Below are 22122 nucleotides of genomic sequence, written 5' to 3' on the forward strand. Positions count from 1 at the left end.
AAAGCTGCCTCGGCGCCTTACTTATCCCGAGCCGAACAAATTCGGTGCAGCAGAATTCCGGGGAACTCCGCTACTTGGAACCGCGCCTCACGCGGCGCTGCGGTTTCTGGTTCAGCGGGTTGAGCGAAGGGTTGGATCGCGAGTCTGCCTTCTCTTGCTCCACCACCCACCCATTGAGTGCCGAGATACCGAGGTATTCAGCCGCCTTCGGCAGATTCAGGAATGGTGCCTCGTGAGTGGGCAGATGGAAATCAGGCATCGCTGTGCTCCCGAGAGATGGGCTGCATCTACCGGTGAAAGAGTCCCGGGAATCTCCGGTTGGGCGGTGCCGGAAGGACGTGGTAATGGTGCCCTCTGGTGAGGGGGCGGAGCAGTCAGCCCCCAGGTCGGCTGGCGGCCAACGCTAAGGTGACGTTGGCGCGTTACTGAAATTGAATGCGTGATGTCGGGCCCGTGCGGTTGAGCGCTTGGGTGGGGGTGTGCCGCTCTCAGATTCGCTTGGAAGACGGTAGCCTCGACGAAGCCCAGCTCGAGGACTTCGCCGTCACTGCCAGTGAACGGTTCCCTGCCGGATTTGGCCGCCGCAGTGTTGGACGCCTGGCATTGACTTCGTCTCTTTCGTCACCTGATCGCCCAAATAGAACCTATGCGGCTCCGGCTGAAGTTGCTGTCACCAGTGCTCGGACTGTGTCCATGGGAAGTGACACGCGCACGGCGATTTGATAGTCAGACAAACCCTGCTCGGATAGTTGGAGGACCTGCAGCTCCTGCTGGAGGGCAAAGACAGCAATGTTCTTGGGCACCAGGGTCTGGCGCGCGCGTTCACGGCGTTCCCTCAGGTTGTCTGAGGCCTCATCGGAGGGGTGGCGCTCGTGGGCGGGGGTTTGACGTCGTCCACCCGCATCCCCGAGGTTACGCCGCAGCCAGTCCGTTGCGGCGGCCGGTGGCATCGCTCCCGCAATGAGGTGGCCTTGCACTCCGTCGCAGCCCAGGTCGCGCAGCCGCTCCCAGGTCTCGTCGTCCTCGACGCCCTCGGCGACCACCATCAGGCCGAGCGAGTGCGCCAGGTCCACGGTGCAGCGGACGATCTCCGCGTCCTCGGTGTCGACGGCCAGTCGGGCGACGAAGGAGCGGTCCATCTTGAGTTCGCTCAGCGGAAGCTGCCGCAGATGCACCAGTGATGAGTAGCCGGTTCCAAAATTGTCCAGGGACAACTTCACACCGTGCCTAGTCAGCGCCGCCAGGGTCTCTTCGGCGAGCTGCGGATTGTCCAGCGATACGTCAGCCGTCATCTCAAGTGTCAATGCTTCAGGGGGAACGCCGTGTCTTGCCAACCGCGCAGCCACCGCGCCCGCGAACCCCGGTGCGTTGATGTCACGTGACGAGACGTCGACGGCGACCGCAACGTCGAGGTCCTGGGCGCGCCAGCGCGCCACCTGGCAAAGCGCGGTCTCCAAGACGTACTCCGTGAGGTAGGGCATCAGCCCGGAGGACTCGGCGATGGGCATGAACTCATCGGGCGAGACACGCCCGCGTTCTGGATGAACCCACCGAACCAGCGTCTCCAGGCCCGCCACCTGACCGTCGAACTGTACTTTCGGCAGGTAGTGCACCTCCACGTCACCTGCGTCCAGGGCGCTACGCAGATCGCCCAACAAGCTCAGCCGATCAGTCGTGTTGGAGTCCCGCTTGGACTCGTACACCTCGACTCCCGTACGATCCCGCTTCGCCTGGTACATCGCGACGTCCGCCCGCCTGAGCAGCCCCTCCACGTCAAGCGCGTGGTCGGGGAAGACTGCGACGCCGGCGCTCGCTTCGAGCACCAGGGTCAGCCCGTCGAGATCGAGCGGCGAGCCGAGCGCCGCGACAAGATGACGCGCGCTGCGCTTCGCGCTGGTCGTGGACTCGGCCGTCGGCAGCAGTACGGCGAACTCGTCACCACCGAGCCGCGCGGCCTCTGCCCCGCGCGGCAAGGCTAGGCGCAACCTGTCAGCGATCTGCAGCAGTAGCCGGTCACCGGCGAGATGGCCCAGTGTGTCGTTGACCGACCTGAACCGGTCGAGGTCGATGAGCACCAGCGCGGACCGGGTACCGGTCCGCTCGGCCTCGTCCAGCGCATTCCAGGTCCGTTCCAGCATCCACTGCCGGTTGGGCAGCCGGGTCAGCGGGTCCTGCAGCTGCTCCTCCGCTCGCGCCCTGGCGATGGAGAGCGTGGAATCTAGCGCAATCAACGGCACGACAAACAGTGGCAGCAGCACGGGCATGTGCCACGCCACCACGCAGACGAGCGGCGCAATACTGAGCATCGCCACAGCGATCAACCCCTGGCTCAGCAGGGCGGACAGGGCGATGGCCGGCCGACTGCCGCGTGGAACGTCCAAGAGCGAGGTCATGACGCGGGACACCAAGGTGTAACTGGCCATGGCGAGCAGGACTGCCGGCAAGACCGTGGCGTCCCATGTGGAGGGAGGCCAAGGAGCCTCTGCCCTAGGTACGTTCCCGAATGCGGCCAGGACCAAGGCGGCCGCACCGATGCCGAGGATATCTACGGCTCCGTGCAACAGACCCTGCCGCCATCGACGCCGAGCTGTCCCCACAAAGAACACGGTGACAAGACTGATGAGCCCGGCAGACACCCAGCCGTAGAGCATCAACACGCCCATGGTGAGGATGGAACTGGATCCACTCCCACCCCACCAGCGATCGCGCCCAAGCACGAGCAAATGCAAGAAGATCATCCCGGCGAGGACAGCCACGGCCACACCTGCTGTGCCGCCTGGGATTACGTCCTGCCCATGCGCGACGGCTGTGACGAAGCCCGTGGCCAGAGCGGCGAATGCCACGACGATGACTGGAACGACCGCGAAGTCCATAATGGGAATCCTGTGGCGCTCGCCTGCTCGGGGCTCCGTCTGCAGCTGTTGCTCACTTGGGTCTTGAGCCCGATCCTCTGCTCCGGTCGTCGAGACGTCCTCAGCGAGCCGTGAGACTCCCAGGGTCGCCGCCGCGCACCGGCGAAGAGCAGAGCGGGCAGCGTCATCCGGGCCACGTCGCGGTCGTGCTACGGGAACGCGGTTCGTTCCGAGGATTGCGGCCCCGGTGCGGCGCCACACGGTTTGGGTCGTCACCGCTCACCTCCTGGCACGGTGACCTCAGCAGTCTGCTGATCTGGTCGAGCCCCTCTGGTAGTCGGCATCTCTGTGTGGTAACTCGGCTGGACCTCGCCATAGTCAGCGGCGGCCGGGGGGGCTTGGCCGGCGATTTCTTCGTTCGCGGCGGGCGGGCCATTCACGGCGTTACGTATGGCCTTCACGTTGCCCAGTTGCGTGAGTAGCGCAGGAGCCGACGCCCCTACCACCACAGCTGCCCACGAGCTGCTTATCTGATCAAGTGCGGCGAACAGTGCACCTGCCCCAGCTCCCAGCAGCGTGTGGAACATTGCAGCCACCGGATCCGCCACGAGGTCGTAGTACGCGCTGAACGCTGGCCGGTCCTTTCGCTTTCCGGCACGTTCTCGGTGCTTGTGTCGCGCCGCCTGCCAAGCCATCGTTTGGCGGTACAGCTCCAGAAATCCCCGTAGGGATCCACCGACTGCTGCCAGCAGTGTCAACAGAACCATTCCATGCACACCCCCTCCTCAAGGCCGAGTGCCCGTAAGCGTCCCATTCCCGAGCTGAGTGATACCCAGCTTCTGGATGATTGGCGCACGGGACTCCGTTCGGGTCTCGACACAGCGCTCGCCCCGTGGCTCCGCGAGCCAGCCCAACGTGAGTTCGCTTACCGGAACCGCCGTGGCCTGACTCAGGTGCAGCTTGCTGCTGAATCCGCAGCAGGACCGGCCGAGCGCCTCGCCTCCCGCACCACCTCCGCCAGGCGGACGAGGAAGCTCTGCCACACTGTCTCGTCCTGTGGTTCAACACCGCTGCAGTCCTCATTTCCTGCCGGGGCGTGGACGGCCGTTCCGTCCGGGTGCCGACCGCGAAATGGTGCTCGCACGCTCGTGGAGTCCACCGCGACGTCCCAGTCCATCTCGCCCGCGGCATTAGTTGCGGCCGGAAGTGGAAGATGGTCACAGCCGACGGTGGCGCACAGGCCGCAGCCGATGCAGGCAGCACTACTCTAGCTCCATTACGTTAAGTAACGACGGGCGCGAGTTACTGCTCTTGGTCAGGCGGTCCACCAGCCCGGTCGCCATGCCCGTCTTCTTTCACACAATCCACCCGCGGCTCCCGCGGCTCCCGCGGCCCAGCTGGCCGACGGGGTACTGAAGGCGGAGGGGCAGAGAGTCCGGCTGGTCCGCTCCTATCTCTTCTCCAGTCCGTCCAGTGCGGCGAGCGTGTTGCACGGGGCCAACTGCAATGGCCGCACTGCTTGGTTGGACACCAGAAGCGAACCCTCAAAGGAGATCAGGAGGGCGCCGAGACGCCCTCCCGCTGAATTTGCATCACAGGCGTCGAAGCGGGTCAGGCCGCGCCGCACATGTCTGCGGGTGCGGCGCCGGGCCCATCGGGAGCCGGTCACCGTCAGGACCCCGCGGGTGAGGGCTCGTTGGGCAGTGCGGCCGACAGTGACGGCGGCAGCCTGAGGTCCTTGCGCAGTTCGATGACGGCCGCGTCGTTGGCCACGCCGGGTTCGCCGAAGATGAGCGCAGAGATGGGCGTGGAGTACAGGTGCTGCACCACGACTTCGTTGAGGATCTCGGTGACGGTGCCTTCCGGTACCTGCTCCGATTCCCGTACACGGGCCCAGGCGACCAGTAGTTCCCGGCATTCGGCATCGACCCGGGAGTCAGCCAGGGCCACGTTCCAGCCCTCCACCAGGGCGTCCTTGACGTCAGCATCCTGTTGGGCGGCCGCGAGCATGACCTGCAGGACGTAGGGGTCGACGCTCGGGTCCAGGAGTGAGAGGAACGCCCGGTGGCCCGCCAGGTGTTTCTTCTCGGTGGCCCACTTGATGACGGTGCTCCACACGCGCGGCAACTGACCTTCGCGGGCGGCGATGTCCCGCAGGGCGTCCTGTGCCGCCAGTACGGCCTCGTCGGTGTGGGGCCGGTCGAGGATGTGCCGCAGTCGCACGAGTGACTGGCGTGGGTAGTGTTCGGCGAACTCGCCCTGACAGACCACTGCGACGACCGTGGCCACGGCTTGTGAAGCGGCCCGACGCGAGCCGGGCTACGGCACAACTCAGCCGCAGCCCGCCTATGGCAGATTGGCCGGAAGCGGACAGAATGGAGTATTACTGCGCATACAGGGGCTCATTCATGCGCAAGATGATGGGGTGCCGTAAGTGGCATGCACGTGCACCTGGGGCGGGCCGGCTGCCAAGTAGTCCCCCCTTCCCCGTACGCCCTCACATGGTGCCGCACGTCCACCGGCCCTGGTTTGCGACGGGGGGCGCGAGGCGAAGCCGAGCGGTCGCGGTCAGCCCGGTGTTGGGCGGTAGGTGCGTGTCAGCTGTTCAGACGATCCGCAGCCGAGGAGTGTCCAGGTCGCACTGGACTGCCAGCTGCTCTGCGTACCGTTCGAGCCGGTTGGGCAGGACGGACCGGCCGCCCGGCCGTTCGGCCGCGTTCAGTGCCGAATCCCGCAGCAGCGGTGCCCTGCGGTGCCTCTTCGCAGTCCGGGGCGTGCACAACGGCGCGGGCTTTTGCAGGACCCATCCGGAGGGTCGGCAGGGCCCCACGGCCTCGCGCACCGTCGACGGCTTCTCGGCGCCAGCAGCCGTTCACCCGGATGGCAGGTTTAGCTCGCCGGTTCGGGCGATCGTGCCGTCTCATGGGCTTCACCACTACTGCGTTCGAGTAGGAGGTGGCCGATGTACAACATGCGCGCCGAACACCTGGCGGCGAAGGCCGACGGGGGGCTGCTCTGGCACGTTCTCGACCGCAACGGCCGTGCCTTGTGCGGCCGAGTGATGAACAGCAAGGCGATCAGCACAGCGGATGCGGCGTACGACCGCGACGACTACTGCACCTCTTGCATGAACGCCGTCGGCCACGCCAGCTCCTTCGACAAGTGATAGGTCCACGTGAGTGGACTGGCGTGCGAGGTAGAAGACCGTGGGCATAAGCGGGCCGAAGTTTGGAGTCCACTCCATGAAATCCGACACCTCGCGGCAGCACGCCCAGACCAGGCCGCGGCTCGTTGAGCGGTGGCGGGAGTCGGCCGACCGGCATCTCACCCCCACGAAGCGATCGCTGATCGTGACCTGGGTTGCCTTCGGTACCACCTGGGGCACGGTCCGGCTGGTCACCCACGGCATCCGCGGAGGCTGGCTGCCCTGGGGGAACATCTCCGCGGGCGGCGAGCATCTGCACCACTACAACTTCGGCATCGCCACGCTCGCCGGTATCGGCCTAGTCGCCGTACGCGGCGACGAACGCGCCGTCGGCCACCCCGTCGTCGCCGCTGCCTACGGCGCCGGAACCGCGTTGATCACTGACGAGTTCGCCCTGCTGCTGGACCTGAGCGACGTCTACTGGGCCAAACAGGGGCGGCTCAGCGTGGACGTCTCCCTCGGCTTCCTGTCCGCGCTCGGCACGTACCTGACCGCCAAGCCGTTCTGGGACGAGGTCACCCGGGTGACGCGCAACCACGTCGCCTCCGCGGCCCGGCGGGGGACTGTCGGAGGCCACATGAGACCGTTCCGCCGAAGTTCAAGATCCATCTCGCGACGCTGGTGATCAGATCACCACGGCAGCTTGTCGGAGCGCTCCACTCGATGCATCCCGGCACACCTTCGTTCATGGTGCGGGGATCGTACGCCCGAGCGGGGCCGCCCCAATCCCTTGCCGGCTGCATGGGTCGTGCCGGGGGGAAGCATGCAAGCGGAATCCGCCGGCACCTGGTTCCATGCCCCTCTGCCTACCGGTGGTTGAGGAGGAACGTGGACGAGAACGAGGTGCACTGCGCACGGTGCGGAAGTGCCGACACGGTGGTCCAGCCGGGCGCCGACACTGTGAAGCACGGTCGGTGCCTGCGCTGCGAGAAGGACTTCCAGGCCACGCCCTGCCCGATCTGCGGGAGTCACCGCATCGACGGCTCCTACCGCGTCTCCGGCATCCGCTTCACGACGCTCCCCGACACCGTCACGTGCAGGGACTGCAGGAGCGAGATCCCGGCACGCGACCCCGGCCCCGAGGGACCGTCCGAGCGCTAATCCTCGCCGCCGAAGCCGCGGCCAAGGCCCCTCAGCACCGGATCGAGCTCGGCCGCCGCGCCGCACAGGCTGCACAGCCGGGTGCCCGGGTGCTGCGCCGCGTCCAGGGCGCGCTCCAGGCCCAGCACCGGCGCTCCGTGCGGGGTCTCTTCGCAGTCGACGGCGTGCACGACTCCCCGGCCGGGCCCGCGGCCGCCGGCCTTCGCCAGCACCCAGCCCGACGCGGCCTCAGGGCCTGCTCCGCCGCTGAGGGCGGCTCCAGGTACTCGGTGGGCACCTGGTCGTACGAGATGCCGCCGACACCTCGGCTGTCGCCAGCACGGCCCGGCAGGCGCGAAGGGGTTTCTGGGCCGTCAGGCGCTGCAGGGCACCGCTTGGCCGAATCCATGAAGCGCCATCAGGGTGAAGGAAAGCGGTGGTTGTGAGCGCCCCGGGTTCGGCGCGCCATCCTGCTGCAGTCTGCCTCCCGAGCGGGTGCGCGAGGCACCCGTGAGGAATGTCGTCACTGGCAGGACCGCTGGCTGCGGTGGCACGTGGCGGCCCGGAGTATGAGAGGCAGCTTTCATGGCCATGTCCACGTCTTTCCTGATCTCTTAGCGTTCAGACGGCGTACCAGACGTGCCCCAGGCCGGCAGCGGTCGAGGAACAGCGGGGCTGGGGCGGTAGCGGCCCTGGGCGCGGCGCTCGTGCTGTTCTGCCCCGGGGTTGCGCTGGCCGCCCCGGGCGATCTGGATCCCACCTTCGGCATCGGCGGCAAGGTGACCACCGACTTCGCCGGCGAATTCGCCCCGGCTAACGGGGTGGCGGTGCAGGCCGACGGCAAGATCGTCGTGGTCGGCGCAGCTGTATTGATCACGAGCGTTGTTGACTGTCGTGGGTCTTGATCATGGCGAAGACCTCCGGTGTGGTGGAGCTGTCTAGGACTGCACCGCACGGAGGTCTTCGTGTCCCACCGTAATGCCCGGCTGACCGTCTTCGGGAGGCGGTTGCTGGTTGATCGTGTCCGTTCCGGCCGTCCGGTCGCGCATGTCGCGGCCGAGATGGGCATATCCCGCACCACGGCTCACAAATGGGTGCGTCGGTTCGCGGCCGAGGGCGAGGTCGGATTGCGGGACCGGTCCAGCTAGCCGCATACGACACCGCACAGGACCGCGGCCGAGACCGAGGCCCTGGCCGACCTCGACGCGGCTGGCAAGCTCACCCGCCCCTACCGGCCGCAGACGAACGGCAAGGTCGAACGCAAGTTCCGCCGCCGGGCCGCCGACCTGGACGTCGTACGGTGCCTCCGTCGCCCGGATGTCCTTGACGAGCTGTTCGCCCTCCTCGCTCAGTGACTCGCTCTTCGGGATCACCGAGAGATACGTGCTGTTGTCCGCGCTGAACCGGTCCGAGCCCGGCCCCGGCGGGGCGACCTGCTCACCGGCCGCGAAGGAACCGGCCTCCCGGCGCAGACGCTGGGCACCGTGCTCAAGCGCGCCGACGCGCAGTTGCTCGTCACCACCGCCGACATCCTCGGCCGCGCGGCCGAGCAGGGCGTGGACCTGAAGTCTCTCGTCCCGCGCACGGTCACCGTCGGCGCCGCGCCGCCCGGCACCGTGGCGCTGGAGGACCTGCGCGGGGCGCGTACCCCGGGCGTGTACCGTACGGCTGGCTACGAGCCGATGGTCGCCACCCACACCTCCGGCACCATCGGCGTCCCGAAGCTCGTCGTGCACTCCGTCGACACCGTGCTCGGCCACCTCGGCCGCACCGAGTCGCTGCGCTTCCCGATCGTGGCCATGAAGCGCTCCGACACGGTGGCCACTGCCACCCCCTTCAACCACATGCGGATGATCACCTGGAGCACCGGCACCCTGAGGCTGGAGCCGAAGGACGCGATGGTTCTCGCCGACCCGAGCCCGGCCACCGCGGAGCGGATGTTCGCGCAGCGGCGGCCCACATATCTGGAGGCGCTGCCCGCCACGTACATCGGCTGGCAGGAACTGGCCCAAAAGCGGCAGGAGTTGTGCGGGAACGTACGGCTCTACGTAAGCACCTTCGACGCCATCCACCCGCCCACCGTCCGCCGCTTCCTGCACGCCAGCAAGCGGCGCTTCCCGGCCTGGCTCCAGGGCTGGGGCCAGTCCGAGACCGGCCCGATGACTTTCCGGCTGCTCACCCGCAGGGCGCTCGCCGCCAAGGGCGACCGGCACCCCACGACGCGCGACGTGGGACGCCCGATCCCCGGCTTCACAGGGATGAAGGTGGTGGACCCGGCGACGATGAAGCCGGTCCCCAACGGCAGGCCCGGCGTGCTGCTCACCCGCACCGACGGCCGCTGCATCGGCTACCTCGGCGAGCAGCGTCGCTGGCAGGACAAGGCGCGCGGCAAGTGGTGGAACACCGGCGACTACGGCGTACGCACCGCCGCCGGTGCCTTCCGGCTGCTGGACCGTGAGGTGGACGTGATCCCCGGAATGAGCTGCATCGAGCTGGAGGACGTACTGGCCGACCGGCTGCCGCAGCTGCTGGAGGCCGCCGTGATCGGCATCCCCGGGCAGCTCCCGCTGCCGGTGGTCTGCACCCGGGACGGCTCGCTGGACGAGGCGGAATGGGCGCGCGCGACCGCGGACCTGCCGGCGCTCGGGGCACCGCGCGTGCTGCCTCTGGCGGAGATCCCGCGTACGAGTACGGGCAAGGTGCGCCGGGTCGAGCTGCGCGAGCGGCTGCAGGGCGAGGAGACGTACGGCACCGGGCGCTGGGCGTAGCGCGCCCCAGCCCAGCCCAGCGCGGTCCCGGTCCAGGGCCCCCGCCCAGGGCGAACAGGAGCCGCGGTGTCCGGACCAGAGCGTCGAGAGAGGAGTGCACCAGCATGAGAGAGACGAGCACGCACGTCGATGTGGCCGTCGTCGGTGGCGGGATCGCCGGCCTCACCGCCGCGTACCGGCTGAAGGAAGCCGGCCGCGCGCCCGAGGTCTTCGAGGCCGACAGCGAAATCGGCGGCCGGATGCGGGCGCGCAAGGAGAACGGCTGGCTGGTCGAGAAGGGCACCGAGACCCTTGCCTCGCACGGCTACCCGGCCACCTGGCAGCTGATCAAGGACGTCGGCCTCGACCGGGACGGCGGGGTGCTCAAGGTCGGCAGCCTCGCCGGTGTCTGGCGGAACGGAAAGGCGCACGCGGGCAGCGGGCACTGGGTGGGCATCCTCACCGGCGCCGGACTGTCGCTCGGCAGCCGGGCGGCCATGGCCGGGATGCTGGGCGGATTGCTGCCCTCGCTCGGCAAGGTCAGCACGCGGCGGCCGGGGGAGAGCCCGCTGGGGCTGCGTACGGTCGCCGAGTTCGTCGACGGCAAACACCCGGACCTGCACGACTACCTGCTCCAGCCGGCGGCGGGGACCGGCTGGGCCTGGGACATCCGGCGGTCGTGCGTCGCGCCGCTGGTCGCCACGCTGGTCGCCACCCGCTTGCTGCACGGCTGGCGAACGTACCGGGACGGGATGGACTCCCTGGCCCGGAAGGTCGCGCAAGGGCTGACCGTGCACACCGGCAGAGCCGTCCAGGAGGTCACCGAGATCCACAACGGCGGCGTACGGCTGGTCTTCGCCGACGGCTCGGTGGTGACGGCTCGTGAGGCCGTACTCGCGGTGCCCGCGCCGGTGGCCGGAAAGCTCTACCCGTCGGCCCCAGCCGGTGAACTCGACTTCCTGCACGCCACGTCGTACTCCCGGATGATCCGCGTGACCTGTCTGTTCGACCGTCCCCTGGCGGTCCGTCAGGCACGCGGAACGATGGCGTGCTCGACGCGGGCGACCGGCTGCGCCGGGTGCGCGGCGAAGGGCTGCCGGTCCAACTCGGCGGCGCGGCAGGCACGATGGCGGGATACTCGGAGTACGCGCTCCTGCATGTTCCGGACGCCGCCGACGGCGGCGGCCAGCGGTACATCCGGGAGCTGCCCGCCGCGCTCGCCGCCGAACTGGGCCTGGCCGAACCTCTCGTGCCCTGGAAGACCGTCCGCACGCCCATCTCCGACCTGGGCGCGGCGCTCGCCCTGCTGACCGGCGCCCTCGGCGGTATCGCGGCCGACGTCCAACTCCTCTCCCGCACCGAGTCGGGCGAACTGGCGGAACCGGCTGCCGAGGGCCGGGGCACGTCTTCCGCCATGCCGCACAAACGCAACCCCGCGCTTTCGGCGCTGATCCGCTCCGCCGCCTACCAGGTGCCCTCCCTCGTCGGCGCCCTCATGCACGCGTCCGTCCACGACGACGAGCGGCCCGCCGGCGCCTGGCACGCCGAATGGCTGCCGCTGCGCGACTGTCTGCGGCTGGCCGGCGGTGCCGCGCACACCGCCGCCGAACTGACAGAGGGCCTGACCGTCCATCAGGACCGGATGCGGGCCAATCTGGACCTCACCGGCGGCCTGGTCGTCTCCGAACGGCTCGCAGCCCTGCTGTCCGTGGAACTCGGCCGGGCCGAGGCGAAGACGCTGCTCGCCCGGGTCTCGGCCGAGGCGGCGACCACCGGCCGCCATCTCGCGGACGTCCTGGCTGAGGCTCCCGCCCTGACCGGCCGCCGGTCGGCCGAAGACCTCAGGAAGCTCTGCGACCCGGCGCACTACACCGGGGCGGCGGGCCACTTGGTGGACCGCGTCCTGGAGCATCGCCGGGGCCTCCCCCCCGATCGGGCGACGGACTGAGCCGTTCGGGGCCCAGCCGAGCGCCAGCGCGCCGCCGCCACCACCAGCTGACCCGCGAGGCTGCGGGGGCGAGGAAAGCGCATGGTGTCAGTATGCCTGGCCGATTTTGTGTGAACGAAACGAACGTAACGGTGACCGGGTCACAGGGTGGTGGATAGTCACGGCATCCATAGGGACATGGACGAATCGGAATGAGGAGGGCCCCGTGGCTACTGGAGCCGTCAGGCGGGACCGTACCCACTATCTCTATATCGCCGTGATCATCGCGGTGGCGCTGGGCATCGCCGTGGGCCTGGCCACTCCCGACTTCGCCGTCGAGCTCAAACCGCTCGGCACCGGATTCGTGAACCTGATCAAGATGATGATCTCGCCGATCATCTTCTGCACGATCGTGCTGGGCATCGGCTCCGTACGTAAGGCCGCCAAGGTCGGCGCCGTCGGCGGCATAGCCCTCGGCTACTTCCTGGTGATGTCGATGGTCGCCCTCGGCATCGGCCTGGTCGTCGGCGACATCCTGGAGCCGGGTTCGGGCCTGGCGCTCACGGACGCGGTCAAGGAGGCTGGCCAGGGCCAGGTCTCCGCCGAGGCCAAGGACACGACCCAGTCCGGCCGACCCGGTGACGGCGGCGATCGCGCCGAAGGCGCCGATCGGCGCGGCCCACAGACCTATGCCCACGCCTGCCCAACGTCCCCCGGTATCGGGGAACAGCGACCAGCGACCAGGGCACCGCGGTAAGTAGCTGCACGCCGTGCGCTGGCCGTATTCCGGTTCGCTGTGGGCAGGTGCCGGGTCAGCCCAGTTGTTGGGCGTTCAGGCCGGTGAGGCGTTCGTAGGCGGAGCTTTCTTCGGGGTAGACGACCTGGATGTCAATGGGGAGGGCCGTGCCGGGATCGACGCTGTGTCCGCCGCCTTCGGGGGAGCCGAGCAGGATGGCACCGTCGGTGCCGTTGCGGAGGATCTCGCCCCAGAAGGCGTCGATGAAGCTCTTGGACAGTGAGGTTCCCTCCGGCAGGTCACCGAAGCCCACGGCCCACTTCATGACGCGGGTGTCCTCGGCGTACATCGTGAGCCGGTAGGAGTAAAGGTGCCCGGGGCCTTCCGCCCAGTGGCCCCGCAACTCCTGGTCGACGCGCAGGTTCCCCACGAAGCGGGACGCCAGCGCGGACTGGGCCTGGTCGTTCCAGGAGCCGTTCGGGCTCCCGGCCATGGGGATGGCGGCAAGGTTCGCAATCGAGGTCCCCCGGTCCACCGACAGCGAGTGCCCCTGCTGATTGGCGGCCGAGAAGAGCGCGTTGTCCTCGATTGTGTTGTTGACGACCCCGCTCACCCCGTCGCCGCTGTGGTCGAACCCGTACTCGGAGAAGTCGTTGACGTACACGCCCATCGGAATGGCAAGGATCTTGTCACCCCGTCCCGGGGTCTGACCCACGTTGAAGCCAGTGGCCCGGTAGAGACAGAAGGTCCCCTCGGGGCACGCCTCGGCCCCCTGGCCGTAGATCAGCTTCGGTTCCTTGTCGTTCACTGTTACTCCCTACCGTTAACGGCTGACGCGGCTGCCCCTGGGGCAGCCGCCGGGTTCTGCGGACCGTGACTGCCCCGGGTTGCTGTTCGGTGGGAGCCCAGCACATCGTGACGACGGAAACGGCACAGACGCCCGGTAGCCACGCTATGCGGATTTTGCGCTACTCAACGTAATGACACGTGAGGCCCACCTTGTCCGTGGGGGTTTACGCCGAACCCGGTCTGGCCGAGTCGGCCAGCCGGTCATGATGCGGCCCCTCCCCGCCCTGACGGGTCAGGTACCGGTGGCCGACGATCTCGCTATGGGGTACAGCGGCGGGCAGCGGTCGAGCCGCTGCGGGTTGCAGCCCATCAGCGAAGACACGGACGTGCCGGGTGGCCAGCGTGGTGGCTTGGTCGGCGGGCAGGTGGGGGAGCGGTCGGCAGGCGAGCGCGCCCGTCGTGATCAGGTCGACCACGGTGACGTCCTCGCGGATGCTGCCGTGCTGTCGGCCGGCGGCCAGAAGTTCTTCCAGGGTGGCGGCGATCTGTTGCTGGAGGTCGACGGCTTCGGGGGCGTCGATGGCCGGGCCCCCGAGCAGGGGAGGACCAGCAGCTCGCGCTGGTGGACCAGTTCGACCAGGAAGGGCAAGGGATCGGAAGCAGGGATTCCCCATGCTGCCCCTGCCGTCTGCAATCCGGGGCAGGGGCCTCGAACCTGCGGGTGAGACCCCTGCTGGTCGTCGTTTTTCCAGGGACTTTTCAGGGACTTTCAGCTCTGTCAGAGGGAAGGACCTTTCAGGGACGATCCGGCGTACAGACGGGAAACGCCGTGACAGAGCTGAAAGAGGAGAAACCCCTGATCAGATGTAGTTTTCTCAGCACTCGATGACGTTGACCGCGAGGCCTCCGCGCGAGGTCTCCTTGTACTTCACCTTCATGTCGGCGCCGGTCTCACGCATGGTCTTGATGACCTTGTCGAGCGAGACCACATGGGTGCCGTCGCCGCGCAGCGCCATCCGCGCCGCATTGATCGCCTTGACCGAGGCGATCGCGTTCCGCTCGATGCAGGGGATCTGGACCAGTCCTCCGACCGGGTCGCAGGTCAGTCCGAGATTGTGCTCCATGCCGATCTCGGCCGCGTTCTCGACCTGTTCCGGCGTGCCGCCGAGTGCCTCGGCAAGACCGGCGGCTGCCATGGAGCAGGCGGACCCGACCTCGCCCTGGCAGCCCACCTCCGCCCCGGAGATCGAGGCGTTCTCCTTGAACAGCGCTCCCACCGCGCCGGCGGCCAACAGGAAGCGGACGACTCCGTCCTCGTCGGCGCCGGGAACGAAGCGGGTGTAGTAGTGGAGCACCGCAGGCACGATTCCGGCGGCGCCGTTGGTGGGCGCGGTCACGATGCGGCCGCCCGAGGCGTTCTCCTCGTTCACGGCCAGGGCGTAGAGATTGACCCAGTCCATGACCTTCAGCGGGTCCCCGGGCCGGGTGGTGTCCTCGGCGAGGGTGCGCAGTAGCCGGGGAGCGCGGCGTGGCACCTTCAGCCGCCCGGGCAGGGTGGTCTCGGTCCGTGAGCAGCCGCGGTCGACGCACTCCCGCATCACGGACCAGATCCTCAGCAGGCCGGCCCGGACCTCGCTCTCGCTCCGCCAGGACAGTTCGTTGGCGAGCATCACTCCGCTGAGGGGCAGGCCGGACTCGTAGGCGCGCAGCAGCAGTTCGGACGCGGAGCGGAAGGGGAGGCGTACAGGTGTGTCGTCGGCCTTGATCCGGTCGGCTCCTGTCGCGGTCTCGTCGACGACGAAGCCCCCGCCCACCGAGTAGTACGTACATGTCCTCAGCTCGCCGCCGTCGTGGTCCAGGGCCTGGAACCGCATGCCGTTGGGGTGGAAGGGAAGAGTGCGGCGGCGGTGCAGCACCAGGTGCTCGCGCTCGCGGAAGTCCACCTCCTTGACGTCCAGGAGTCGCAGTCGGCCCGTCTCGCGGATCCGGTGCACCCGGTCGTCCACGGTGTCGGTGTCGACGGTTTCGGGGTCCTCGCCCTCCAGGCCCAGGAGTACCGCCCTGTCACTGCCGTGACCGTGTCCGGTGGCACCGAGGGACCCGAAGAGCTCTGCCCGCACCGAGGCGGCGCGGGACAGCAGGCCGTCCTCGTCCAGCGCGTTGACGAAGAGGCGGGCGGCCTTCATCGGCCCCACGGTGTGCGAGCTGGAGGGGCCGATGCCCACTTTGAACAGGTCGAAGACGCTGATCGCCACGTCGTTCCTTCCGGATCGGAAGTTGTGTACTACGCACAGCGTTGCGTAAAAAGAAACATGGAACAAGGGGTCGGCCTGTCCGGGGGATGCCTTGACACGGGCTTTGGGGGACTTCAAACTGACGTTGCGCTTACCGCAATCTGTTTCGTTATATGCACCCGAGCACCCGAGGTGTCATGATGATTCCCGCGTGCCGTCTCGCGGATCTGCCGCGAGGCGAGGCCTACCGGCTCGACATCGATCCGCCCGTCTCGGTGTTCCACACCGATGACGGCGAGGTCTTCGCCATCGACGACACTTGCACCCACCAGGACGCGTCGCTCGCCGACGGCTGGCTGGAGGGCTGCGAAGTCGAATGCCCGCTGCACGCCTCGAAGTTCGACCTCCGGACGGGGGCCGTCGACTCACCGCCGGCCAAGCTCCCCGTCCGCACCCATGAGGTCCTGATCGAGGACGGCATGATCTACGTCCAGCCGTCCACGGCGGCCCCGAATCTGCCGCCCTGCATAGCGGCGCGGCTCGCCGGAGGTCTCGCGTGAGAACGGTGGCCGTGGTCGGCGCCTCGCTCGCGGGACTGTCGGCCGCACGCTCCCTGCGGAAACAGGGTTACGACGGACGGCTGGTCGTGATCGGTGACGAGCCGCACCGTCCGTACGACAGGCCGCCGTTGTCCAAGGAGTTCCTCGCCGGCACGATCCGCGAAGCGGATCTCGCGCTGGAGGCGGACGGTGAGGACCTTCAGGCGGAGTGGCTGCTCGGCGTGCGGGCCGCGGGATTCGACCTCGGTGACCGTGCTGTGCGGCTCGCGGACGGCCGGTCCGTCCGTGCCGACGGGGTTGTCATCGCCACCGGTGCGACCGCGCGCGCGCTGCCGGGCAGCGACGGCCTGGCCGGGGTGCATACGCTGCGCACCCTGGACGACGCCCGTGCCCTGCGGGCCGACCTGACCCGGGGCGGGCGGCTGGTGGTGATCGGCGGCGGGTTCATCGGCGCCGAGGTCGCCTCGACCGCGTACGGCCTGGGGCTTGATGTGACGGTCGTCGAGGCGGCGCCGACTCCGCTGGCCGGACCGCTGGGCGAGGTCATGGGAGGCGTCGTCTCCACGCTCCATGCGGACCACGGCGTACGTCTGCTCTGCGGCGTCGGCGTCAAGGGCCTGAGCGGGGCGGCCCGCGTCGAGGCGGTCCTGCTGGAGGACGGCCGCAGCATCCCGGCCGACACTGTCGTCGTCGGCGTGGGCGCCCGCCCGTGCGTCGAGTGGCTCGACGGTTGTGGCGTCGCCCTGGACGACGGCGTCACGTGCGGCGCGGACGGCCGCACAAGCGTGGCCGCCGTGGTCGCGGTCGGCGACTGCGCCTCCTGGTACGACCCGGTCGCCGGGGTCCACCGGCGCGTCGAACACTGGACCGGCGCGCGGGAACGGCCCGACGCGGCCGTGGCCGCGCTGCTGTCCGGCGGTACGGCAACGCCGGGAGTGCCCAAGCCGCCGTACTTCTGGTCGGACCAGTACGGCGTACGGATCCAGTTCGCCGGGCATTCCGCCGGGGCCGACAGTGTGACGGTCGAGGAGGGGCTCCCGAACGACCGCAGCTTCCTGGCGGTGTATCGGCGGTCGGGCCATCCTGTCGCGGTCCTCGGGATGAACCAGCCGCGCCTGTTCACCCGCTGGCGCAAGCAGCTCGCCGCCGCCACGCTCTGACGCCACTCGCGCGGCGTCACCCGCTGTTGCTCAGCACGCCTGTATTGCATATCGCACTACGCCGCTGGGACTACCTCGTCCCCGGCGCGACGACCGATCAACGACGTCACCCCGCGAGGAGTGCACTGTGACCTCGACCAGCCTGCCGGACAGCCTGATCGCCACGCTCCCAGGCTCCTATTACACCGATCCCGGGATCTTCGCCCAGGAGCAGGAGCACATCTTCGAGGAGATGTGGTTCTGCGTCGCGCGCTCCTCCGACCTGGCCAAGCCCGGCGCATTCCGGACCGTCGAGGTGGGCCGTGAGAGCATCCTCGTCACCCGGGCCCGGGACAATTCCGTCCGCGCCTTCTTCAATGTCTGCCGGCACCGTGGCGCCAAGCTCTGTACGGAGGAGACCGGCGAGGTCAAGCGCGCCTTCCAGTGCCCGTACCACGCGTGGACGTACGACCTGACGGGCAAGCTCGTCGCGGCGCCCAACCTCACGAAGATGCCCGACGTCGGCCGTGTCGAGTACGGCCTGGCGAATGTGGCCTCTCGCGAATGGCTGGGCTATGTCTGGGTCTGTCTGGCGGAGACCCCGCCCTCCTTCGAGGAACAGGTGGTCGGTGAGGTCGTCGCACGGCTCGGCGACGTGGAGTCGATCGAGCGCTACGACGTGGAAAGCCTCGAGGTCGGCAGGCGGATCGTCTACGACGTGAAGGCGAACTGGAAGCTGATCATCGAGAACTTCATGGAGTGCTACCACTGCGCAACGATCCACCCGGAACTCACCGAGGTTCTGCCGGAGTTCGCCGACGGCTATGCCGCGCAGTACTACGTCGGCCACGGCGCCGAATTCGGTGCGGAGGTCAAGGGCTTCACCGTGGACGGCTCCGAAGGCCTGGACCGCATCCCCGGGGTCTCCGAGGACCAGGACCGCCGCTACTACGCGATCACCGTCCCGCCGCAGGTATTCATCAATCTCGTCCCCGACCATGTGATCTTCCACCGGATGTACCCGGTCGCTGTCGACCGCACGATCGTCGAGTGCGACTGGCTCTACCTCAAGGACGTGGTGGACAGCGGCAGGGATGTCAGCCGGTCCGTGGAGCTCTTCGACCGGGTCAACCGGCAGGACTTCGACGCCTGCGAGCGCTGCCAGCCCGCGATGAGCTCCCGCCTGTACGCCAAGGGCGGCGTACTCGTACCCAGCGAGCACCACATCGGCGTGTTCCACGACTGGATCCACGAGCGTCTCGGCACCCGGCAGTCGGATTAGCGCCGGCGCCGGCGGCCTTCAGATCGGCAGGAGCGAGACCTGGGCCGCCCGGGAATCCCCGCGGTGACCCACGCCCTGCTCTGGACGCTCCGACCGCTCCTGCTGACGGAGCGAGCGCGCCCCGGTCAGCCCAGGTAGCCCATCCGGTGACTGATCTCTTCCGCACCCTGGATCAGCAACGGGGCGAGCTCGCGCATGCGCTCCTCGGTGAACCGGTACGAGGGCCCCGAGGCGCTGAGTGCCGCGATGACCTCTCCGTCCCTGTTGCGGACCGGCGCGGCCATGGCGTGCAGCCCGAGCTCCAGTTCCTCCTTGGTCCAGGAGTACCCGTGCTCTCTGACCTCGGCGAGGTTCTTCTCGAGCTTTGTCTTCGCGGTCAGGGTGTGCGGGGTCACCTTCTTCAGGCCTGTCTGCGACAGGAGCTCGGCACGCTCCTTGGCGGGCAGGTGGGCCAGCAGGATCTTGCCGCTGGAGGTGGCGTGCAGCGGGGTCAGCTGGCCGACCCAGTTGTGCGCCGCCACTGCGGCAGGCCCGCGCACCTGGAACAGGTTGATCGCGAAGTGCTCCTGCATGACGGCGATGTTGACGGTCTCGCCGATCTCCTCTGCGAGGCGCTCGCAGACCGGGCGGCCCTGCTGCGTGATGTCGATGCGGCCCGTGACCGCGCCGGCCAGGCGCACGATGCCGAAGCCGAGGCGGTACTTGCCGCGCTCACCCGCCTGCTCCACCAGACCGCGCGCCTCCAGCGCGCCGAGCAGGCGGAATGCCGTGGATTTGTGGACGTCGATCTCGGCTGCCACGTCACTGACGCCCGCTTCGCCCTGTTGGGCAAGGATTTCCAGCACGCTGATGGCGCGGTCGACGGACTGGACTCCGCCGGGCTGCGAACCGGTCGTTTCGGTATCTGGACTGTAGTTGCTCACAGCGAAACTATACGCGCAGTAAACAACAGCTGGGCAGAGGAACGCACCTCTCGGCAAGTTGCGTGGCTCGCAACCTGGTGCGTATAGCGCTACCCGTACTAGCATGCCCCGCGTATCGAACGGCGCGATCGAGACGAGGTAGCCATGGCTCCCCTGCAGTACGACTTCGTCATCGTCGGCGGCGGATCGGCCGGCAGCGCACTGGCGAACCGGCTCTCCGCTGATCCGGACAACAGCGTTCTGGTGCTGGAGGCCGGACGGTCCGACTATCCGTGGGACGTGTTCATCCACATGCCCGCGGCGCTGACCTTCCCCATCGGCAGCCGCTTCTACGACTGGAAGTACGAATCCGAGCCCGAGCCCCATATGGGCGGCCGCCGCGTCTACCACGCCCGCGGCAAAGTGCTCGGCGGTTCCAGCAGCATCAACGGCATGATCTTCCAGCGGGGCAACCCCATGGACTACGAGCGGTGGGCGGCCGACCCGGGGATGGAGACCTGGGACTACGCACACTGCCTGCCGTACTTCCAGCGCATGGAGAACTGCCTGGCGGCCGACCCCGACGACGAGTTCCGCGGCCACGACGGCCCCCTCGTCCTCGAACGCGGCCCGGCCTCCAGCCCGCTCTTCCCCGCCTTCCTCGAGGCCGTCCAGGAGGCCGGCTACCCCCGCACCGACGACGTCAACGGCTACCGGCAGGAAGGCTTCGCCCCGTTCGACCGCAACGTCCACCGCGGACGTCGCCTGTCAGCCGCCAAGGCGTACCTCAAGCCCGTGAAAAGGCGGCCGAATCTTGACGTCAAGACCCGTGCCCTTGTCACCCGCGTGATCTTCGAGGGCAAGCGTGCCGTCGGTGTCGAGTACCGGCGCGGCCGTGGCAAGCCCCAGCAGGTCCGCGCCCGCGAGGTGATTCTCTGCGGCGGCGCGATCAACTCCCCCCAACTGCTGCAGCTTTCCGGCGTCGGCAACGCGGAGGAACTCAAGTCCCTGGGCGTCGACGTCGTCCACCATCTGCCCGGAGTCGGCGAGAATCTGCAGGACCACCTGGAGGTGTACGTCCAGTACGCCTGCAAGCAGCCGGTCTCCATGCAGCCGTACATGGCGAAGTGGCGTGCCCCGTTCATCGGCCTCCAGTGGCTCTTCCGCAAGGGTCCGGCCGCGACCAACCACTTCGAGGCCGGCGGCTTCGCCCGCAGCAACGAGGACGTGGACTACCCCAACCTGATGTTCCACTTCCTGCCCATCGCGGTCCGCTACGACGGCACCTCGCCGGCGGGCGGGCACGGCTACCAAGTGCACGTCGGACCCATGTACTCCGACGCCCTCGGCTCCGTGAAGATCAAGAGCAAGGACCCGCGCGAGCACCCGGCGCTGCGCTTCAACTACCTGTCCACCGAACAGGACCGCCGCGAGTGGGTCGAGGCGGTCCGGGTGACCCGCAAGCTCCTCAACCAGCCCGCGCTCGCCCCGTACAACGACGGGGAGATCTCACCCGGACCGTCCGTGGAGAGCGACGAGGAGATCCTCGCCTGGGTCGCGAAGGAGGGCGAGACCGCCCTGCACCCCTCCTGCACCTGCAAAATGGGCACTGATGAGATGGCCGTGGTCGACCCGGAGAGCATGCGGGTGCACGGCGTGGAGGGGCTGCGCGTCGTGGACGCCTCCGTGATGCCGTACGTCACCAACGGCAACATCTACGCACCCGTGATGATGATCGCGGAGAAGGCCGCCGACCTCATCCTCGGCAAGAAGCCGCTTCCGGCCTCCAAGGCTCAGTACTACCGGCACCGCGACCCACGGTGAGAACACTGCTGAAGAGCGTCCGCTACGAGGTCCTGCCGGCGAAGTCCACACAGGACAAGGTGCTCGCCCATGTGCCGCGCGACGTGGTGGTCACGGTCACCGCGTCGCCGGTCAAGGGCCTGGAGCCGACGCTCGACCTCACCACCCGGCTGGCGGCGCACGGCTACCGCGTCGTCCCGCACGTGCCCGCGCGGCTGCTGCGGGACGACGCGCACCTGGCGGACGTCGTCGGCCGGCTCCGTGCGGCGGGCATCGACGACATCTTTGTCCCGGCCGGGGACGCCGACCCGCCGGCCGGGACGTACCACGGAGCGCTGCCGGTGCTGTGCAGGCTGAGCGAGCTGGGCAGCCCCTTCACACACATCGGCATCACCGGCTACCCCGAAAGCCATCCGCTCATCGACGACGACGTCATCGTCCAGTCGATGTGGGACAAGCGCGCGCACGCCACGTACATCGTCAGCAATCTGTGCTTCGATCCTCGCGTGCTCGGCGACTGGCTCGTGCGGGTACGCCGGCGCGACATCGTGCTGCCCGTCCATGTGGGCGTCGCCGGCCCCGTTGAGCGGGCGAAGCTGCTCTCCATGGCGACAAAGATCGGGGTGGGGGAGTCGGCGCGGTTCCTGGCCGGGCACGCCTCCTGGTTTCTGCGTTTCGCGGCACCGGGCGGCTACTCGCCCGATCGGCTGCTCAGACGCAGCGCGGACGCGCTCACTGCTCCCTCGGCGGCCGTCGCGGGCCTGCACCTGTTCACCTTCAACCAGATCGCCGAGACGGAGCGCTGGCGCCGCGGCATGCTGGAGCGCCTCGACGGTTGTTAGCCCCCGGCCCCAGGTACACCCTTC

General features: G+C 68.5%; 19 protein-coding genes and 4 pseudogenes. 16 read left to right on the forward strand and 7 right to left on the reverse strand.

Annotation, left to right across the window (positions count from 1 at the left end; genetic code table 11):
- Positions 1–644 precede the first annotated feature (644 nt).
- On the reverse strand, positions 645–2873 hold the full coding sequence (locus tag OG735_RS38750) for a putative bifunctional diguanylate cyclase/phosphodiesterase (RefSeq protein ID WP_327327824.1): 2229 nt from the start codon (positions 2871–2873) through the stop codon (positions 645–647).
- A gap of 1418 nt (positions 2874–4291) precedes the next feature.
- Here OG735_RS38750 and OG735_RS42160 point away from each other — a divergent pair.
- Positions 4292–4585, forward strand: a complete 294-nt coding sequence (locus OG735_RS42160; RefSeq protein WP_442812644.1) for a DUF4357 domain-containing protein — start codon at positions 4292–4294, stop codon at positions 4583–4585.
- Here OG735_RS42160 and OG735_RS38755 read toward each other — a convergent pair.
- Complete coding sequence (locus OG735_RS38755) at positions 4524–5141, reverse strand: hypothetical protein (protein ID WP_327327825.1); 618 nt, start codon at positions 5139–5141, stop codon at positions 4524–4526. The two genes, OG735_RS42160 and OG735_RS38755, sit on opposite strands and share 62 nt — an antisense overlap.
- A 673-nt stretch (positions 5142–5814) precedes the next feature.
- On the opposite strand from OG735_RS38755, the gene OG735_RS38760 reads away from it, so the two are divergent.
- From OG735_RS38760 to OG735_RS38770, 3 genes are all read left to right on the forward strand, one after another.
- Entirely contained in the window at positions 5815–6018 is a 204-nt protein-coding gene (locus OG735_RS38760; RefSeq protein ID WP_327327826.1) for a hypothetical protein, read from the forward strand.
- A gap of 76 nt (positions 6019–6094) precedes the next feature.
- Positions 6095–6682, forward strand: a complete 588-nt coding sequence (locus tag OG735_RS38765; RefSeq protein ID WP_327327827.1) for a hypothetical protein — start codon at positions 6095–6097, stop codon at positions 6680–6682.
- Between the two features lie 203 nt (positions 6683–6885).
- Positions 6886–7158, forward strand: a complete 273-nt coding sequence (locus OG735_RS38770; protein WP_327327828.1) for a hypothetical protein — start codon at positions 6886–6888, stop codon at positions 7156–7158.
- Here OG735_RS38770 and OG735_RS42165 read toward each other — a convergent pair.
- A pseudogene (locus OG735_RS42165) lies at positions 7155–7465 on the reverse strand (DUF6233 domain-containing protein); the annotation flags it as partial. The gene OG735_RS38770 and the pseudogene OG735_RS42165 sit on opposite strands and share 4 nt — an antisense overlap.
- 379 nt (positions 7466–7844) lie before the next feature.
- Between OG735_RS42165 and OG735_RS38780 the strand changes: the two are divergent.
- The 7 genes and pseudogenes from OG735_RS38780 to OG735_RS38805 form a co-directional block, all read left to right on the forward strand.
- The gene (locus OG735_RS38780) at positions 7845–8042 is read left to right on the forward strand and encodes a hypothetical protein (protein WP_327327830.1); all 198 of its coding nucleotides are present in this window, start codon (positions 7845–7847) and stop codon (positions 8040–8042) included.
- 60 nt (positions 8043–8102) lie between these two features.
- Positions 8103–8282: pseudogene (locus OG735_RS38785) on the forward strand (helix-turn-helix domain-containing protein); the annotation flags it as partial.
- A gap of 18 nt (positions 8283–8300) precedes the next feature.
- Positions 8301–8423, forward strand: a pseudogene (locus OG735_RS42170) (IS481 family transposase); the annotation flags it as partial.
- A 147-nt stretch (positions 8424–8570) separates the two neighbouring features.
- The gene (locus OG735_RS38790) at positions 8571–9905 is read left to right on the forward strand and encodes a class I adenylate-forming enzyme family protein (RefSeq protein ID WP_327328603.1); all 1335 of its coding nucleotides are present in this window, start codon (positions 8571–8573) and stop codon (positions 9903–9905) included.
- 104 nt (positions 9906–10009) lie between these two features.
- Positions 10010–11194, forward strand: coding sequence for a protoporphyrinogen/coproporphyrinogen oxidase (locus tag OG735_RS38795; RefSeq protein WP_327327831.1), 1185 nt, complete (start codon positions 10010–10012; stop codon positions 11192–11194).
- Positions 11134–11832 (forward strand): lyase family protein, encoded by a 699-nt coding sequence (locus OG735_RS38800; RefSeq protein WP_327327832.1) that lies wholly within the window; start codon positions 11134–11136, stop codon positions 11830–11832. Before OG735_RS38795 ends, OG735_RS38800 begins: the two co-directional genes overlap by 61 nt.
- A gap of 205 nt (positions 11833–12037) precedes the next feature.
- Positions 12038–12436, forward strand: a pseudogene (locus OG735_RS38805) (cation:dicarboxylate symporter family transporter); the annotation flags it as partial.
- Between the two features lie 187 nt (positions 12437–12623).
- On the opposite strand, the gene OG735_RS38810 reads toward OG735_RS38805, so the two are convergent.
- The 3 genes from OG735_RS38810 to OG735_RS38820 form a co-directional block, all read right to left on the reverse strand.
- On the reverse strand, positions 12624–13355 hold the full coding sequence (locus OG735_RS38810; protein ID WP_327327833.1) for a hypothetical protein: 732 nt from the start codon (positions 13353–13355) through the stop codon (positions 12624–12626).
- Between the two features lie 205 nt (positions 13356–13560).
- A complete protein-coding gene (locus OG735_RS42175; RefSeq protein WP_442812562.1) occupies positions 13561–14010 on the reverse strand; it encodes an SbtR family transcriptional regulator in 450 nt (149 codons plus the stop codon).
- A 201-nt stretch (positions 14011–14211) separates the two neighbouring features.
- Positions 14212–15591, reverse strand: coding sequence for an L-serine ammonia-lyase (locus tag OG735_RS38820; protein WP_327327835.1), 1380 nt, complete (start codon positions 15589–15591; stop codon positions 14212–14214).
- A 176-nt stretch (positions 15592–15767) separates the two neighbouring features.
- Here OG735_RS38820 and OG735_RS38825 point away from each other — a divergent pair, with 176 nt between their 5' ends.
- The 3 genes from OG735_RS38825 (at position 15768) to OG735_RS38835 (ending at position 18551) form a co-directional block, all read left to right on the forward strand.
- Positions 15768–16130 (forward strand): bifunctional 3-phenylpropionate/cinnamic acid dioxygenase ferredoxin subunit, encoded by a 363-nt coding sequence (locus OG735_RS38825; protein WP_327327836.1) that lies wholly within the window; start codon positions 15768–15770, stop codon positions 16128–16130.
- A complete protein-coding gene (locus OG735_RS38830; protein ID WP_327327837.1) occupies positions 16127–17290 on the forward strand; it encodes an NAD(P)/FAD-dependent oxidoreductase in 1164 nt (387 codons plus the stop codon). Before OG735_RS38825 ends, OG735_RS38830 begins: the two co-directional genes overlap by 4 nt.
- 127 nt (positions 17291–17417) lie before the next feature.
- Positions 17418–18551, forward strand: a complete 1134-nt coding sequence (locus tag OG735_RS38835; RefSeq protein WP_327327838.1) for an aromatic ring-hydroxylating oxygenase subunit alpha — start codon at positions 17418–17420, stop codon at positions 18549–18551.
- A gap of 125 nt (positions 18552–18676) precedes the next feature.
- Here OG735_RS38835 and OG735_RS38840 read toward each other — a convergent pair whose 3' ends face one another.
- Entirely contained in the window at positions 18677–19474 is a 798-nt protein-coding gene (locus tag OG735_RS38840) for an IclR family transcriptional regulator (RefSeq protein ID WP_327327839.1), read from the reverse strand.
- 144 nt (positions 19475–19618) lie between these two features.
- Here OG735_RS38840 and betA point away from each other — a divergent pair, with 144 nt between their 5' ends.
- On the forward strand, positions 19619–21277 hold the full coding sequence (betA, locus tag OG735_RS38845) for a choline dehydrogenase (protein WP_327327840.1): 1659 nt from the start codon (positions 19619–19621) through the stop codon (positions 21275–21277).
- Positions 21274–22098: a 5,10-methylenetetrahydrofolate reductase gene (locus tag OG735_RS38850; protein ID WP_327327841.1), complete on the forward strand. Its 825-nt coding sequence runs from the start codon at positions 21274–21276 to the stop codon at positions 22096–22098. Before betA ends, OG735_RS38850 begins: the two co-directional genes overlap by 4 nt.
- The last annotated feature ends 24 nt before the right edge of the window (positions 22099–22122 follow it).

The sequence above is a fragment of the Streptomyces sp. NBC_01210 genome (assembly GCF_036010325.1).
GTDB lineage: Bacteria > Actinomycetota > Actinomycetes > Streptomycetales > Streptomycetaceae > Streptomyces.

Excerpts from the sequence above, each read along its gene's own strand:
- betA (WP_327327840.1), top strand. The coding sequence starts at position 19,619 with ATGGCTCCCCTGCAGTACGACTTCGTCATCGTCGGCGGCGGATCGGCC.
- OG735_RS38765 (WP_327327827.1), top strand. The coding sequence starts at position 6,095 with ATGAAATCCGACACCTCGCGGCAGCACGCCCAGACCAGGCCGCGGCTC.
- OG735_RS38825 (WP_327327836.1), top strand. The coding sequence starts at position 15,768 with ATGATGATTCCCGCGTGCCGTCTCGCGGATCTGCCGCGAGGCGAGGCC.
- OG735_RS38795 (WP_327327831.1), top strand. The coding sequence starts at position 10,010 with ATGAGAGAGACGAGCACGCACGTCGATGTGGCCGTCGTCGGTGGCGGG.
- OG735_RS38760 (WP_327327826.1), top strand. The coding sequence starts at position 5,815 with ATGTACAACATGCGCGCCGAACACCTGGCGGCGAAGGCCGACGGGGGG.
- OG735_RS38750 (WP_327327824.1), bottom strand. The coding sequence starts at position 2,873 with ATGGACTTCGCGGTCGTTCCAGTCATCGTCGTGGCATTCGCCGCTCTG.
- OG735_RS42175 (WP_442812562.1), bottom strand. The coding sequence starts at position 14,010 with ATGGGGAATCCCTGCTTCCGATCCCTTGCCCTTCCTGGTCGAACTGGT.